We start from the raw sequence: 16,567 nt of genomic DNA on the forward strand, positions 1-16,567 counted from the left end.
TACTAAGATAAAAATAGCTACGCGAGGACAATAAAATGGACTTGCTGAAGTTTTATTAAGTACATTTATTGATAAGTTATCCTCAATATTGACACCAAGCTTGACGATTTAGCTAAGTTATATAAGTGATACAAAAATAGTCAAATTAAAACAAACCTTCTAATCGAGTACTTCTCCTCCTAATCTAAACTGCAGATAATTTTTATGTTCTGGCTTTCCCTCTTCTTACTAGCTAATTTTAAAGGAGGTCCAAGCTCCTTCTTCGTAAGGGCAATTCTTACGTTACTCTTAAGAGTAAGAGCAGATGCAGTGTAATACACCTAATGAAAAGTTTTTGGAAGAATTACTGGGGAGGACATAAGATAAAGCATACGAAGAGGGCTAGATAGTAAGAAGTTAATAAAATCCCAACAACCACACAAGAGATTCAATTGTAGACTAGATACAGGGAGTCTTAGCGTCGATTAGATTGTAAACCTCTGGGGGGTTTATGTGAGAAGACGCTTGTTAAATTTCTTCCTTTAGTCTTACTTAAGACTAAACTTTAAATATTAATATCCATCGATCAACCGTGAACTATGTTATCGACAGAGCAAAGGAAAAGCCATTCAGGGCAATACTATTTAGAGAGAGAAACTCTAGAACAGGGTGAGCGATCACCAAACCAGTCATTATTTCCCCTAACCGCCAAGCTCAATAATCATAATTGCTTGGAAATTGGCGGTTGCGATCTTAAGACCCTAGTTAAACAATTTGGTTCTCCTCTTTATGTTCTCGATGAAGTAACTCTCCGAAGTGCCTGTCGTCAATATCGAGAAGCTTTTAACTGTCACTATCAAGGACCTTCTCAAGTCATTTATGCCTCCAAAGCTTGGAGTTGCCTAGCCATTGCCAGTATTGTTGCTAGTGAAGGGTTAGGGTTTGATGTTGTATCGGAGGGAGAACTGTATACTACCCTCAATGCTTTAGAGAAAATGGGACGTACTTCCGAACAAATTGCCCAACAGATTTACTTTCATGGCAATAATAAGTCCCTGGCAGAACTAAAACTAGCTATTGAGGTTAGTTGCACTATTATTGTTGACAATTGGCTTGAGTTAGAGACTCTAGCTAAACTAGGCAATGAAACTGCTTCCATGAGTATTCCCATCCTCGTGCGCTTAGCCCCAGGAATTGAATGTCATACCCATGAGTATATTCGTACAGGACATATAGACAGCAAATTTGGCTTTGATCTCCACCAGCTTGATACCGTTTTTACCTATATTAGTCAACAACCATGCCTTGATTGCCGGGGGTTACATGCTCATATTGGCTCTCAAATTTTTGAGGAACAACCCCATCAAGATTTAGGGGAACTTATGGTAGAGTTGTTTCAAAAAGCCCAAAGTTATGGATTAGTCTTACAAGAATTGAATATTGGCGGAGGTTTGGGCATTCGCTATACGGAAGATGACAATCCCCCCAGTATAGAACAATGGGTTAAAGGAGTAAGCCGATCTGTAATGAAAGCCTGTGATAGTTATCAATTACCCTACCCTAAACTCATCGCTGAACCAGGACGTTCTTTAGTAGGATCAGCCTGTGTCACTGGCTATACTATAGGCAGTCGAAAAGAAATTCCTCAACTGCGAACCTATGTGGCTGTAGATGGTGGAATGTCTGACAATCCTCGTCCCATTACCTACCAATCGCTCTATTGTCTGGTAGTAGCTAATCGAATGTTAGAAACCTGCACAGAAACTGTCACTATCGCGGGCAAACATTGTGAGTCTGGAGATATCCTGATTAAGAATACTCAGTTGCCTCAAACCCAACCAGGGGATATTCTGGTAGTGATGGGAACAGGAGCCTATAACTATAGTATGGCTTCTAATTACAATCGTCTGCCTAGACCAGCTGCTGTCTTAGTTAAAGATGGAGAAGCTAATCTAGTGATCAAACGAGAAACCCCTGATGACCTAATTCGTCAAGATCGCCTCCCTGAAAGGCTACTGTCTTAAATTAAGTCCCTCATTGCTTGTTATTTTGATTGATCCTTAATCTCTACCATCCTCCATCATGTCGGGTGATACTCCTGGCCCTCGCTGGATACCCTCTGGGCTAATCCACAATGGCATTGATATTGCATTGGTGCTACTGCTGACTTATTTAATTCTTCTCGCCATTGGGGAACGTCGTACTCTCTGGATAGTGCGAGGGTTAATTATTCTAATGCTGGCACAAGTGATCAGCCAAAGGCTCCAACTTAGGCTGCTCGAAGTTGTCCTGGATAAATTAGTATTGGGGGCTGCTGTTGCTATGGCAGTAATTTTTCAGGGAGAATTCCGACGATTTCTTGAATTATTGGGACGTGGACAAATGCTGCAATTATTTCAACGACGACGTCCAACTCCCAAGCCCGATAGTGTAGTTGATGAAATTGTTGATGCAGTTAAAGAACTTTCTCAAAATAGGACAGGAGCATTAATGGTGCTAGAAACAATCGCTTCTGTGGATACAAGAGTATTTGTGAATCCAGGGGTTCCCCTCAATGGCGAAGTCTCGAAAGAATTACTTCAGACAATTTTTCAGCCGAAAACTCTCTTACACGATGGAGCTATTTTTATTCGTGGGTCACGTATTGTATCAGCAGGAGTGATTTTACCCCTATCCGAACGAACTGCCCATCGACAACTAGGAACCCGACACCGATCAGCAATGGGCATTACAGAACGGGTCGGTAATTGTTTATGTGTAGTGGTCTCTGAAGAAACAGGCTCGATTTCTTTAGCCCAAGGTGGAACGCTTGATCGTCCCCTGACTAGTAGTAAGTTAAAAGAACTTCTCGAAGAAAAATTCTCTCTACTTGTCGAGCGAGAGTCTGTGGCACCTGGTTTGGGACTTGTAAGTCGTACTCTTGGCTCACAAATACGAAACTTACTTGCTTCTTCGAGATCTCAAAATGATCGGAAGTGATCATAACTGATAAGTTAGTAACACCCAGCAATCAGGTTCTACCGAACTTGTCATATAAAACCCTGATATTAACGCCTTAAAAGCTTTATACAAGAATCATTTAAGTTTTTAATAGTCTACTTGTTATTAACATTTTTGCTAAATAATGCTATGTTGCAGCCTTATAGTTTTCTAGCGTCAAAAGTTCAGTGAAGCCAAAAATTTTTTCTAAGAATTGATCAAACTTCAACTAACAGGTACAAGCAAACAAACTTATGTAGTATTAATACCTGAATCAGCCAATTTGATAGTTGTGGTTATACCGAACTGATGATGTAGAACTAACCAGTAAAATACCAAATTAGGAAATATTGAAGTTAAAGATCGATAAACTTTCTGTGTATATGTGCTCTTCTATTAATTAACTTCAATTTAATTTTTTATCAATAAATTCTACTATTACCTAAATTTTTCCTTGATCAAAATAGATCACAATATCTCTAACTCAACGCATGGTTAAATAATTTAACAATTTTTTTGTCCGGTGAATGAACATTTTGATGTCAATCAGCTAATCTTACTTAAGAGTCTTGATATTTAGGACAATTTCTTCTAAAAATTTGCTTTAAATTTATCATTTAAATTGCTCTATTTTTGAAATGAAGTGTACATTTTTTGTACACTTCATTTAATTTTAATCTTTGTTGTATTGTTTACTTAAAGTTTCTTTTTTTTATATAATTGCTCTTGTTTAAACATTTTTTCACTTCTGATCAAAAGTTTTTTATTTTACTATTTAATAGTTTCTACTATATTATTTTATCCAAAATTAACTATTTTTATTAAATGTTATTTATTCGCTATTACTTAAATTAATTCAATTAGTTTATTGACTCTTATCTAAGAGAATTAATTTTTTAAAATTTTATACTAACCTTGTTAATTTCACTTAGAACTCTTGCAAAGCTTCTAATTATTTCAGCATAAATACAGTTGTGGAAATTGACTTACTTATAACAAGAAGAAAACAGTCTAGATAAAGACGACGTTTAAAATAAATTATTTAACTCTATTACTTTAAAAGCTATCTCAAAAAGAGATCTTCAAAATAGCGCGCTCTTTGCAGTAATAAACTTTGATTATAGTAAAAAAAATTCAAACAATATAATTACTTAGGAAAAAAGTGGTTAAAAAATTAATCATAATAATTTGAGGTAAAGATAACCAAGAAATTTCAATTGATAAACTAATTTAAAAGTTAGTTTATCAATTGAAATTAAGACTAGCAGATAGACGAATGCCAAAAATGGCTTGTTGGATAGAAAAAAATTAAAAAGTCTAAGACTAAAAAGAATTAAATTTTTTAAAAAAGCTTAGATACCTTTATCAAGGGGTAAGACTAAAATATGGAAAATAAAAGATTTTTTTAAAAAGATTGATTTATATTTATCTTTAAAAGTAATTTTTAAAAAATCAACTTAGAGCTGAATTAAAGTGAATCATAAACAAAAATTTAGATTCTCATTTAATAATGACTGACTGCTATGGTAAACTAGTGCTGTTGATGTAATATGTGTATTAGTTTGTTAAACTTATAACCTAAAAAAAGTTTAATTAAATATTAAAAATAAACATGAAATAACTGAGTTGAAGCAACAAATATTTATCCAAAAACATAGAAAAATTTTATGGAAGTTTTCTTGATATAAGATTATCCTAGATTGTATTTATTTTGAAAATAAAAAAGTGTTTTTAGACATTACTAGAGAAGCCAGATTACTTTTCAAAATTAGAGCCAACAGACAGATTATAGACCTTAATAGATAAACATTAAGTTCATGAGTTTTTATAGTCAATTTATTATTTTGAAGAAGTTTACTGAATAGCTACAAAATGATCAATACAAATTAATATTTAATCTATTTGTTCGAAAAAATTGACTATTTCTATTCCATTTAAAAGCTGATAACAGGTAATAGTTATTCATTCTAAATTTAGAATCCAATTCATTGAACTGAGTTAAACATTTGATACCGTAGATAAAGTATAAATCAGGTAAGAATATTGAGTTCGGCATAACTTAATTAAAATAGAAAGCTGTCTAGAGTACTCTCTGTATAATACTTATGGCTTTTGACAAGCCTATTGTCGATAATAAAACTTTGTCTTTATGTTTGTAATTTTTACATGACAGGTTTAGTAGAACTATACTTGTCAGCAAAACAACTTAAGCCATTATGATAATATACTATGGAAAAGCCTTATGGGCTAGTCTAAAATAATCGCCATTACCACTGTGGTAAATCTATAGAAATAGATTAAAGCAAAATAGTTGACAATATGGCAAAAAACAAATTGGTAATAAAGAATAACTTCTTTCATATAAATACGTAGACACACCCCTCAAAAGGTTTTTCAAAGTACGAGGAAATAAGATCCAATACAATAAACTGCCAGATAATAATGACTCTTAAACTCATTGTCTCAAAGGATTTACCCACCGATCTCGATCAGGTCCGTCTTCCTAAACACGTAGCGGTAATAATGGATGGTAATGGACGCTGGGCTAAGCGTCGCGGACTTCCTCGTATAATGGGACATCAACGAGGTGTTGATACCCTTAAAGATTTACTTCGTTGTTGTCGTGACTGGAAAATTCCTGCATTGACTGCTTATGCTTTTTCAACGGAAAATTGGGGAAGACCTCTTGAAGAAGTAAAATTTTTGATGACTCTATTTGAACGGGTGTTACGTCGTGAACTGCGAGAAATGATGGAAGAAAACGTTAGGATCTCTTTTGTGGGAAATTTAGAAGTTCTTCCTCCTTCCTTACAATTAGAGATCACCCGTTCTATGAACGATACTCAAGACAATACAGGGATTCAATTCACAGTGGCCACCAATTATGGTGGACGTCAAGAGATTATCCAGGCTTGTCAGGCAATTGCTATTCAAATCCAAAAAGGTCTTTTAGCGCCAGAAGAAATTGATGAATCTCTATTTGAACGCCATTTATATACTTCGGGAACTACTCATCCCGATCTTTTAATTCGTACAAGTGGGGAAATGCGAATTAGTAATTTTCTCCTTTGGCAATTAGCCTATGCTGAAATCTATGTCACTCAAACTCTCTGGCCAGATTTTAATCGAGAGGAATTTTATAAGGCTTTATTAGCTTATCAAAAACGGGAACGGCGATTTGGAAAAGTTTAGTTCAAGCAAAAGAGTTTTATCTCTAGTGAAAATACTATATCTAGTTTATAGTAACTGCAAGCTGTTCGTTATTCAATTACTTATGTTAACCTCTCGCCAGTATAGACAAAATTCTATTGAAGTGATCAAAAATCTTTCTAAACTATCAGAATCTGAGCAACTAGAAGCTGAGCAGAAGAAAAATATACTACTTTTAATAGAAAATTTAATAGAAAGAGAAGAGGCAACTTTTAAGATGATTATTGATTGTCTTTATGATGTTGGTTCAGTTAAATTAATCAATAAGAAGTTTTCTATTTGTCCCTTTAATCAATTAATGAAATTAATCGCTAAGTTTTCTAGACCTGGATTTCGCTGCATTGCCTTTTATTGGGTTCATAAAAATATCCCTAAATTAACTACTAATTGGCTTTTAAAGAAAATGAATAAATTGGGATAATCATTGTTAATTGTAAACTTCTTATCTTTTATCAAACTTGTTGTCGTCGTTTCGCAAACCATTCTTGTAACTGTTGACGACATTCATCTTCATAGATGCCTGAAATAACGGCTAAACGATGATTAGAACAGTAACTATCAGGCAAATTCAGTACTGTACGAATGGTTCCTGACTTAGGATCGTCACATCCATAAACGAGTAACCCTAAGCGAGATTGAATAATTGCTCCAGTACACATAGGACAGGGTTCAAGAGTGACGTAGAGAGTACAGTCCTTTAAATTCCAAGTATGCAATGTTTGAGCAGCAATGCGGATGGCCATGATTTCTGCATGAGCAGTGGGATCCTGATTTGTTTCTTTACAATTAGCTGTCTGGGCGACCAAATTACCCTGACTATTAACAATAATAGCCCCCACGGGGACTTCTCCCATTTCTCCCGCCTTTTGGCCAAGAATGAGTGCCTTTGCTATCCAATAACGATGAGTTTGATAAAGGGTTTGGGTAATCAATTGAGGCAACGGAACGAGAAACACAAAAATGGAGAACAATAAGAGACGAAGACAGACAAAGACTCAAGCTGTTTCAAGAAACGTTTCAACAGCTTGGATAAACTTAAACGTTTACCAACTTAGATCTTAACAATTGAAAAGCAGTTCAACAGTATTTTTTTGTCAGATACACTGCTATCTTAAAACTATCAGGCTGAGTTTGAACGGCGTAAACTTCCCACTCTAAATCTTGACAATGAACATTTATATATCTTTTAAGGTAAGGCAGTACTTAGTTTATAAGTTAAATATTTGACCTTAAGTTTTTTAGGGTTTTTAACTTTGAATAAATTTATACTGTATAAATCAATCTATAGATTGATTTTATTAAAGCAATATTGAAGTTTTAAGTGAAAAATACTAGATAGATTTTAATATTTATTAATAACTATTTCTGATAAAATACAGGCTCCCTATTAAGGACAAAGTTCTATTTAAGAAAATAAGGACTAGATTATTTTTAGTTAGAGATAACTGGTGGTAGATTTAAAGACTTTATTTCTGCTTTTAACAATCCCGAATTACGCTCTAATTTAGGGGGTAAACCTTGATTATATGAAAATAAAGGCTCAGTTGATGTTTGAGTATGTTTAGCAGTGACTGGTAATTCAATAGCTGTAGATTCGGTCTTGGTCCTTCCTATGACTTTGAAGTCAAATTGATAAAACGATTTATGTTCAGTATTAAATAATTCAATAGTATAATTAACCGGGTAGTGTTCCCTACTATAAATTTGAAAGGGGTAGTGAGTAATAGTAACTCCTGTTATGGTTTGTAGTAAAACTTCTCCTGACAAATACGGAAGACCTTCTAGTTTGTCCGGAATAACTAATGTTTTATTAAACGTATAAGGTAAAGTTTTTTCATGAAAACTGCAGTCTATTTTCATAACTATCTCATCAGTATAAGGATGTCTTAATTGATAGCAAAGTTGCGCTGTCAAGGCTAATTCTTCTCCAAAATCTTGCACTTCAATTTTTCCTAAAATGGAAATATATTCGTCCGGATTGCCTTGAAACGTATCTTGCTCTAGTATAAGCTGGAGAGTTGGTGCTATTATTTTGTCCGATGAAGATAACTCAAGAAAATTCTTTGAGCTTTGTTGATAATTTGTCCTATAGTTATCGAGTAACGGCTCTACTTTCTCCTGTACCAATTTCTTCAATTTATGTAGATAAAACTGGGCTTTCTCATTAGAGAAGTCGTTAATGTAGGGAGTTCTACAAATTTCCAATTTATTGGAATGATTAAACTGAGATAAATCTTTTGTTTCTTCTTCTATAGAAATATCATGAATAGGATCTCTGAAATAGTCGATTTGCGCATCAAAAGGATTTTGGTTAGTCACAGTATCTAAAATCTGAAGTTTTAGAGTTTTTTGCCAAGTTTTACCAAGCAGTTCTGACATGATATCGCTACGACAGCATATTTCCAGAATTCCAGCAGATAATTCTCTAAATGAGAAAATCATCACCAACCCCTGTAGATTGACGTGACGAGAATAGTGTTGAGTATTATGCCTGGAATCTTCACCGGTTTGGGTTTGATGACTAATGCGAACTTCAAGATTACTATCAAGGTGATTAGAATTAGCAAGAAGACGATAAATACCTGGTTCAATTTTGAAGGTTGATGTGGGAATAGAAACCCATTGATGATCGCCTTCTTTTTGAATCAGAAATTCCCAAGGTTTCATTGCTACTTGCTCTATATAGTTACCCGTTTGTTTAATATGTGTCTGGCCAACTGTTCTTTAAGTTCCTCAACTTGACTAATTAATTCTTCTTGGGTTAAAGTGCTCTGTTCTTTGCTGGCTAACCATTTAAGTTGAACGGTTTGAGTGTCAGCTTCCGTATCTCCCAATACAAGACAAGCAACCGCTCCACTTCGATCAGCTCGCTTAAATTGTTTCCCAAAAGCACCGCCACTGAGGTCTAATTCTACAGTTAACCCTTCATGACGTAACTTTTGGGCTATAATCAGGGCTTTGCTTTCAGCCTTTTCACCTTTAGACACGATATAGAAATCGGGAGATGTATTTGGGGTATCTTGGATTTTTTTTAGGAGAATTATTAGGCGTTCTATTCCAATCGCCCATCCTATAGCTGGGATATTAGGTCCACCTAGTTCAGCCACTAAACCATCATAGCGACCTCCCCCACAAACCGTCGCTTGTGCGCCAAGATCCTCTGACGTAATTTCAAAGGCGGTATGAGTATAGTAATCCAAACCCCTCACGAGACAAGGATTGAGTAGATAATCAATATTTAAGTCTGTTAAAAATTGTTGAACTTGGTCAAAATGTTTCCGGGATTCATTCCCCAAATACTGGATAATATTAGGGGCACTTTGATTGATTTCTTTTATCCGTTCATTTTTACTATCTAGAATGCGCAAAGGGTTTCTTTCTAGACGATCTTGAGAATCAAGATCCAATTCATCTTTATAGGGAAGAAAATAATTAACTAAGGCTTCTCGATAGCTTTGTCTATCACGGCGATCACCGACAGAATTCAGATCTAATTTTAAATTTTGTAGTCCTAATGTTTTGAGAATATCCGTTGCTAAGGCAATCACCTCCACATCTGCTCTAGGATCGCCACTACCGAATAATTCTAGACCGATTTGATTAAATTGCCGTTGACGGCCAGCTTGAGGACGTTCATAGCGAAACATTGGTCCTTTATACCATAATCTTTGTACTCCTCCTATGGCGTAGAGGTTGTTTTGTAAAAAAGCACGAACTACGCCGGCCGTTCCTTCTGGACGCAAGGTTAAAGAACGATCCCCCCTATCTTTGAAGGTATACATTTCTTTGCCAACCACGTCGGTAGCTTCTCCTATACCTCGTTCAAACAAAGACGTTTGCTCAAAAATGGGGGCGCGAATTTCCTGATACATTGCTCTACCAAGAATTTCTGTAGTGACGGTTTCTACATATCGCCAGTATCCAATCTCTGCTGGCAGGATATCTCGTGTTCCTGGTACTGTTTGAATTATACCCATTGGGGCTGCACTTAAATTTTGAAATTTACGCTAATGTAACGCAAATTATTATAAAGCAATTAGCCGTCACCATAATAAAACAGATTACTTATTTCTAGTTAAATAGGCTTTTATAAATGAGTAATTAGACATAAATAAAAACACTATATTAAGCACTTATAACAAAGCTTAATTAAATTTAATTTAAATTTCTGTGTTTATTTTTTAGTTAATCAATTTCTTTAGTTTTCTAACCTATAATGAGAACCCTCTCCACTGCTCATCCATGTCTAAATATAGTTAATATGGCGTATGTAACTGCCATATAATCATGTCCATCTTCTTTTGTTTTATATGATTTGTTCACAATTCTAAGGAATAAGTAAACTGCAATTAGCGAATGACCAGAGCATTAAGTCTGATTTATCTAGATATTTGAAATAGATTGCTTACACAGCTTTGCAGAGAATCTAATAATCTAATTAATCCAAGTTTGTTCCATCTATCAATGGTTTTGAGAACTGTCGAGAAAACTTATTTCAAATGAATGGCAATTTTCCTCGCATTCTAACGTATTACTGAAAATCTAATGTTACTAGCTCTATCCTTTCCTCTTTGAGGAACTTTTTCAGCTTTACTTCATCCAGAATAAGAGCCCCTTCTCTCCGATTTTTAAAAAACCTAAGACGAGGAGATAATATCAGTTAATTAGAGTTATAGTAATTAATTTTGCTAGCCTATTCTAGTATCTATTTGTAGCGATTACTTTTAGATCTGTAACACTCACTGGTTAACATAATACTACTCACTTACGTCCTACTACTCGGACTAAGTACTACAAGTCAGTAACTAATAACTTCCAAAACTTTTATCATAATTGTACTTAACAACTCTAATAATCAAGTTTTTGGAGTTATTAAAACCTTGCAAAACAAGACTTTCAGCTTTCATTGATTAAAATTTTATCACAACTAGTTTAGAAGACTTATAATCCTCCAAGTTTATGACTGCTTAAGATTATAATGAGATTACGGCTAATGTCTCCTGTATTTGTTTTCAAAAAGACCTGCCCCTTCCCGAGTTTTTTCTGTAAACTGAGTTCAGTAAGTGAGCACTCCTCTTTTATTGCCGAAAGGAGATACGTCATTATGTGATGCTAACAACTTATAGCAATAAAGCTATAACTTTTTTTATAAAAAAATCAGTTATTTATAGGAATTATTTATAATAAAATATGGAATTTTTTACAGTCTTTTTGTCAAGTTTGTTAATGGTTTTTTCTCCTGTTAGCCTAGTAGTTGATACAGTTGTAGCTGATACTATTCGTTCTCGAGTCAATGACGTTGAAGAATTGGCAGTCCGAATTGATAATACTCCTAGTTACCAATCAACTCAAGGAAAAATTGATCGGGTTCGTATTGCTAGTCGAGGTATAGAACCGATTGAAGATTTTAGAATAGAAGCTCTTGAACTAGAAACTGATTCCATTGATGTTAACATCAACAATCTACAAACTAATAATATTAAAGGAATTAGACAGTCTTTACGAAAACCATTACAAGGGGGATTAAGTTTAATTATTAAAGAAAAAGATATTAATCAAGCTCTAAAATCGGATAAAATCAGAGAAACATTACAAAAAACTATTAATAGTATAGTTCCTGAACAAGTTCCTAAATTTAAGATATTAACCCTTAATGTTGAATTTAAACCTAAAAATCGCCTAGGAATTAAAGTAAAATTACAGCAATTAAAAAAGTCTGATGAGGAAAATCCCCCTGAAACTATAGCACTAAACTTGGAAGCAGGATTTAAAGTCAAAGATGGACGATCAATCCAAGTCCTTGATCCGAGGGGTGAATTAAATGATAGAACTCTATCAAAAAAAATTTTAGGTCGCTTTCAGCAATTTGATTTAGCTGTCCTAGAAGGACAAGGTATTATTGCTAGACTACTCAAATTCAAAGTAGATGAGGAAAGTCTCGCTCTTGTCTCGTTTATTCGTTTAGAACCGTTAAAATAAGAGGAAAAATCTAAAGAATGGTAAGGTAACCTGATTAACAAACACTATAAACTTTTATCAAAGATAAAAACAGGAGATAACTATGGATAATCGCCATAACAATCATAAAAAAAATCGTTTATCTATTGGATTTATTAGTGGAATCATAGTTGCTATTTTAGCGACGGGAAGCATAGTAACCTGGTGGTCTATAAACACTTTAAAAACATCCAACGACTCAACCAAAAATTCTACTGAAAGCCCAATAATTAAAGATAATATTAAGATAGAGCTGGGAGAAGTTTACTGGTTAAATGATAAAGGTGACCGTTTTGAATTGTCAGCAAGTCCAGTGATTGTCGAAAAATCAAGTAACAATCAAGAGATATTAAAAACTGCTCTAGAAAGTTTATTAGCAGGTTCTACAAAACTTAAACAAATCACCACAATTCCTCAAGGAACTGAGTTGTTAAACCTTACTGTAGATAAAGAAGGAGTAAAAGTTGATTTATCCCGAGAATTTATTACAGGAGGTGGTAGCGCGTCCATGACAGGCCGTTTAGCCCAAATTCTCTACACAGCTACCAGTCTTGATCCTAACACCAAAGTTTGGTTAACAATAGACGGACGACCTTTGGAAGTTTTAGGAGAAGAAGGATTAGAAATTGAACAACCAATAACCCGTCAATGGTTTAACGAAAACTTTGAATTGTAGTTTTGATTATCTTAACTATTTTGAAGAATTAGAAGTATCTATTCTTAAAGTAAATGAGCCGAGTTTTGCTCCAAAAATAAATCTGCATCCAAGTGTTTCCGTAAAATTGAAGCTGGACAATGGGTGTTGATATGCTTTGTAAGCATCGTTTCAACGATTTTTGCTTTATTTCTTCCAAGTGCAAGACAAATAATTTTACGAGATAACAAAATCATGGGAATAGTCAGAGTGATGGCATATTTTGGAACTTCATTTAAGTGAGAAAAGTGTCCTTGATTAACCTGTACTTGACGGGTTTCCTCATCTAAGCGAACTAATTTGACCCAATAAGAATCATCAAATTTAGCAACAGCAGGTTCATTAAAAGCTAAATGTCCATTAGTTCCAATTCCTAAACAACATAAATCAATGGGGTGTTCTTGTAAAAGTTCGGTATAACGATCACATTCTTCAACAGGTTCTAGAGTATTTCCTTGAATATAGTGAAATTGTTTCGGATAAACTCGCTTTTCTACTTTATTTTGTAGATAGTGGCAAAAACTAGCTTGATGTTTTTCATGGATGCCTAAATATTCATCTAGATGAAATAGGGTGATACGATTCCAATCTATTTTCTGAGTAGCAATCAAAGCATCAAGAAACTGCAACTGTGAGTTTCCTGTTGCCAATATTACTCTCGCTTCCTCCTTTTCTTCTAATACTTTCGATAAGTGTTTTTGAGTAATTTCTGCTGATCTTTCAGCCAAGTCTTTTTCAGTTTTAGAAATATAAACTGAAAGGGTATCAACCTTAAATTGATGTTTAGATTCCATCAAGAATTGTAAAATGCTCTCTACTTTCATTCTAGCGTATAACTTAAATTTGAGAATTCACTTGTTTTTTTGGGGAATATCTGGAGTGTAGTCAAGATCGCTTAAAAGATAACCTTATATTTTAAAATTCGTAAAGAATTAAATTGACATCAGTTTGAGGGGAACTGAGTCCAAAGATTTGAGATTGTCTAACTTCTTTAAACTTCACTTTACGCTCCGTAATTTTGGACTTATGCTTAAGATAGAAACATCATTGGTTCGCTGTTATTTTTAAGGGAATCAGATTATGATCGATATCATCCAACAAACAAGGCAACTAATCAGTCTTGATTCGTCGATAGCATTTGTTCAATGGGTGAGGTATACTAAAATTTAGGTTTATTCTTAATACTTGATGTCCCGGATAGTGAAATTGACTGACGTCCTGTATGATTGGGATCTTTCGAAGGGTAGTTCAACGAAAGGAGGAACTCTGTGTCTACTGAAGTAATCGAAAGGCGATCGCCATTTAGTACAAGTATTCGAAAGCCAGCTCCTCGCTATCGCGTTTTACTCCATAATGATGACTTTAACTCTATGGAGTACGTCGTTCAGACTTTAACGCAGACAGTGGCAGGGATGACTCAAGCACGAGCAGTTGGTATCATGATGGAAGCTCATAATAATGGGACGGCTTTAGTTATTACCTGTGCTTTGGAACACGCTGAGTTTTATTGTGAAACTCTTAAAAATCACGGGTTGACTAGCACTATCGAACCAGATGATTAATTGTCTTTGTAGCTGCAACTTTTAACCCTTGAAATCTGATCTTACTCGTATTAGTCATTGCCCAGCACCAATTCGGCTGGGGATTTTTGTTGTCATATTATTAATACTGTGGATTCCAGTGGCAATTCCCATCTATTTGGCACTTAGATCTGACCCAAATTTGACAACGATAGTTAGTATGGGATTATTATATTTAGAGTTTATTGGGCTGTTATTTATTTGGAATAGAAATATTTATCGTAATTTTTATTGGTGGAAGCAATATGGATTAGTTTTAAGCAAAAAAAATAGACTAGAATTTTTCAAAGGATTAAGTCTTGGCTTAGGATTTACTTTAAGTTTGTTTATTGTTGAATCAATTTTAGGGTGGGTCAATTTTTCTATCCCTTCTCTAAGAATTATTAAGGTAATTTTTGAAGGATTGTTAAGTGCTTTAGGCATTGCATTTGCTGAGGAGTTATTGTTTCGGGGGTGGTTATTAGAAGAGTTAAACCGAAATTATATTTCGTCAACTGTGTTATGGGTTGATTCTCTACTTTTTGCCGGATTGCATTTCGTTAAACCGTTAACAGAAGTTGTTAGAACTTTTCCGCAATTTCCTGCCTTATTATTGTTAGGACTAATCTTAGTTTGGGCTAAACGTGGCCATGGAAACCGTTTAGGAATTTGCATTGGTTTACATGGAGGATTAGTGTGGGGGTTTTATATCTTAAATGTGGGTCAACTTTTAGACTACACAGACAAAATATCTCCTTGGATCACAGGAATTGATAATAATCCTATTGCCGGAGTGATGGGATTGTTGTTTCTTGGAATTTTAAGTCTTTGGATAAGAAGAAAAGCCAAGATAAATTAATTATATAGATAGTTTAATTACACGATAGTTTAGTTATCTTTTAAAGATAACTAAACTTAAAATTGACTGCAATTATCATAAATTCAGAAATTTCTGTAAGCAGAACTATTGACTGTTGTTTGTTTACTCTTCATAAAATAACTGCAATATTTAGTTTCTTCGAAATATTGCAGTTATTTTATAGACAGTGTTCTTCTTCTCTGTGAGATTATTAATATAATGCTACAGTCAATTTTGCTTTAACCCTAATAGTAGAACGTTTGAATACTGTGTTACTGACTTATCCGCGTCCTTAGTAGTAACTAAAATCACCCAGCTTTCAAACTTGCACTGCGACAAATTACGTTTATATCAAAACTTATTCGCTAAGACGACCACAGTTAGTAATCACAAGGACCCTGAGCTGGTACTATTGACTGAAGACTATATCACAGATAAACTTAATACCATTGATGAACTGGCTAAGCTAGGCTAAATCTTAACTAACCGAAGCATTAACCAGTATTGGTATTACAGTAATTAAATTGCTACCCTATTAGGTGACGGTTTACCGGTTGTGAAATTTGCTGATTTTTAGTTACACTAACTCAGCCTAGAATTCGTTATGAGCTAGTTGCTATCCTGTGTCCCCCATTAGGTGTGGTATCACAATCCAGACTCAGCAGTAATTTTACAACGATGGCGAGTTACTTTACGGTTGTCAGGTCATACTCATGGAAGCTATATTAATAGTTCTGAGTTTGGACCTGCTCTAAAATCAGAATCACTAAATTAGATTGATTAAAGCATCCCTAACCGTAGGGGGAAGATGACGCATGATGTTTCCTTGTTCACGATCAACCGCCACTAAAGTTACCGTTCCAGTGACATAACATTCCTGTGTATTTGGAGATTCCATGCGACAATCGAAGTTCATCTGTACTCCAGCAATTTGATTTATCCGAGTTTTAATGATCGCTTCCTGTCCTAACTGTATAGAATGGTGATAACAGAGAGATAATTCAATTACAGGAAGATAAAAGCCTAATTTTACTAGTTCTGCAAAGTCAATGCCCATAGAGCGCAAATATTCAACTCTAGCTTCTTCTATCCAAGTTAAATAAGTTCCATGCCAAACCGTTCCTGAATAGTCGGTATGGTGAGGTTGAACTCGCACAGCATACTCAAACCACTGCTCAGTGGTCGCTTGCAGGATGTTTTCAGGAGCGATCGCTGCGTTGGGAGGTAATTGGGGTTGAGATTGGGAAGACAAGTTAAACTAACTCCAATTATGGACTAAAGTTATCGATA

At 34.7% G+C, this 16,567-nt stretch carries 13 protein-coding genes; 8 read left to right on the forward strand and 5 right to left on the reverse strand.

The genetic code is table 11. The annotated features are described in order from the left end of the window. The first annotated feature begins 578 nt into the window (after positions 1-578). The 4 genes from lysA (at position 579) to P3F56_RS07630 (ending at position 6,589) form a co-directional block, all read left to right on the forward strand. Complete coding sequence (lysA, locus tag P3F56_RS07615; RefSeq protein WP_281152295.1) at positions 579-2,003, forward strand: diaminopimelate decarboxylase; 1,425 nt, start codon at positions 579-581, stop codon at positions 2,001-2,003. Between the two features lie 58 nt (positions 2,004-2,061). After that, the gene (gene cdaA, locus P3F56_RS07620; RefSeq protein ID WP_281152296.1) at positions 2,062-2,958 is read left to right on the forward strand and encodes a diadenylate cyclase CdaA; all 897 of its coding nucleotides are present in this window, start codon (positions 2,062-2,064) and stop codon (positions 2,956-2,958) included. Positions 2,959-5,400: 2,442 nt separating this feature from the next. After that, positions 5,401-6,150 carry an isoprenyl transferase gene (locus P3F56_RS07625; protein WP_281152297.1) on the forward strand — a complete coding sequence of 250 codons (750 nt, stop codon included), beginning with the start codon at positions 5,401-5,403 and terminating at the stop codon, positions 6,148-6,150. Positions 6,151-6,232: 82 nt separating this feature from the next. Continuing rightward, positions 6,233-6,589, forward strand: coding sequence for a hypothetical protein (locus tag P3F56_RS07630; RefSeq protein ID WP_281152298.1), 357 nt, complete (start codon positions 6,233-6,235; stop codon positions 6,587-6,589). A 31-nt stretch (positions 6,590-6,620) separates the two neighbouring features. Here P3F56_RS07630 and P3F56_RS07635 read toward each other — a convergent pair whose 3' ends face one another. The 3 genes from P3F56_RS07635 to hisS form a co-directional block, all read right to left on the reverse strand. Next, the gene (locus P3F56_RS07635) at positions 6,621-7,124 is read right to left on the reverse strand and encodes a nucleoside deaminase (protein ID WP_281152299.1); all 504 of its coding nucleotides are present in this window, start codon (positions 7,122-7,124) and stop codon (positions 6,621-6,623) included. 475 nt (positions 7,125-7,599) lie between these two features. Then, positions 7,600-8,835, reverse strand: a complete 1,236-nt coding sequence (locus P3F56_RS07640) for a hypothetical protein (protein WP_281152300.1) — start codon at positions 8,833-8,835, stop codon at positions 7,600-7,602. 11 nt (positions 8,836-8,846) lie between these two features. Then, complete coding sequence (gene hisS / locus P3F56_RS07645) at positions 8,847-10,145, reverse strand: histidine--tRNA ligase (protein WP_281152301.1); 1,299 nt, start codon at positions 10,143-10,145, stop codon at positions 8,847-8,849. A gap of 1,213 nt (positions 10,146-11,358) precedes the next feature. Between hisS and P3F56_RS07650 the strand changes: the two genes are divergently transcribed. Together P3F56_RS07650 and P3F56_RS07655 are read left to right on the forward strand one after the other, a co-directional pair. Next, positions 11,359-12,147: an LmeA family phospholipid-binding protein gene (locus P3F56_RS07650; protein ID WP_281152302.1), complete on the forward strand. Its 789-nt coding sequence runs from the start codon at positions 11,359-11,361 to the stop codon at positions 12,145-12,147. A gap of 82 nt (positions 12,148-12,229) precedes the next feature. After that, positions 12,230-12,841, forward strand: a complete 612-nt coding sequence (locus P3F56_RS07655) for a GerMN domain-containing protein (protein WP_281152303.1) — start codon at positions 12,230-12,232, stop codon at positions 12,839-12,841. Between the two features lie 44 nt (positions 12,842-12,885). Here the strand turns inward: P3F56_RS07655 and P3F56_RS07660 are convergent, their stop codons facing one another. Then, positions 12,886-13,653 carry a glucosamine-6-phosphate deaminase gene (locus P3F56_RS07660; protein WP_281152304.1) on the reverse strand — a complete coding sequence of 256 codons (768 nt, stop codon included), beginning with the start codon at positions 13,651-13,653 and terminating at the stop codon, positions 12,886-12,888. 474 nt (positions 13,654-14,127) lie between these two features. Here P3F56_RS07660 and clpS point away from each other — a divergent pair, with 474 nt between their 5' ends. Both clpS and P3F56_RS07670 read left to right on the forward strand, forming a co-directional pair. Next, on the forward strand, positions 14,128-14,421 hold the full coding sequence (gene clpS / locus P3F56_RS07665; RefSeq protein WP_281152305.1) for an ATP-dependent Clp protease adapter ClpS: 294 nt from the start codon (positions 14,128-14,130) through the stop codon (positions 14,419-14,421). Positions 14,422-14,449: 28 nt separating this feature from the next. After that, positions 14,450-15,277, forward strand: a complete 828-nt coding sequence (locus P3F56_RS07670; RefSeq protein ID WP_281152306.1) for a CPBP family intramembrane glutamic endopeptidase — start codon at positions 14,450-14,452, stop codon at positions 15,275-15,277. Between the two features lie 766 nt (positions 15,278-16,043). Here P3F56_RS07670 and P3F56_RS07675 read toward each other — a convergent pair. Next, positions 16,044-16,529 carry an acyl-CoA thioesterase gene (locus P3F56_RS07675; RefSeq protein WP_281152307.1) on the reverse strand — a complete coding sequence of 162 codons (486 nt, stop codon included), beginning with the start codon at positions 16,527-16,529 and terminating at the stop codon, positions 16,044-16,046. Positions 16,530-16,567: the final 38 nt, after the last annotated feature.

The organism is cyanobacterium endosymbiont of Epithemia clementina EcSB (genome assembly GCF_029919255.1).
Taxonomy (GTDB): domain Bacteria; phylum Cyanobacteriota; class Cyanobacteriia; order Cyanobacteriales; family Microcystaceae; genus Rippkaea.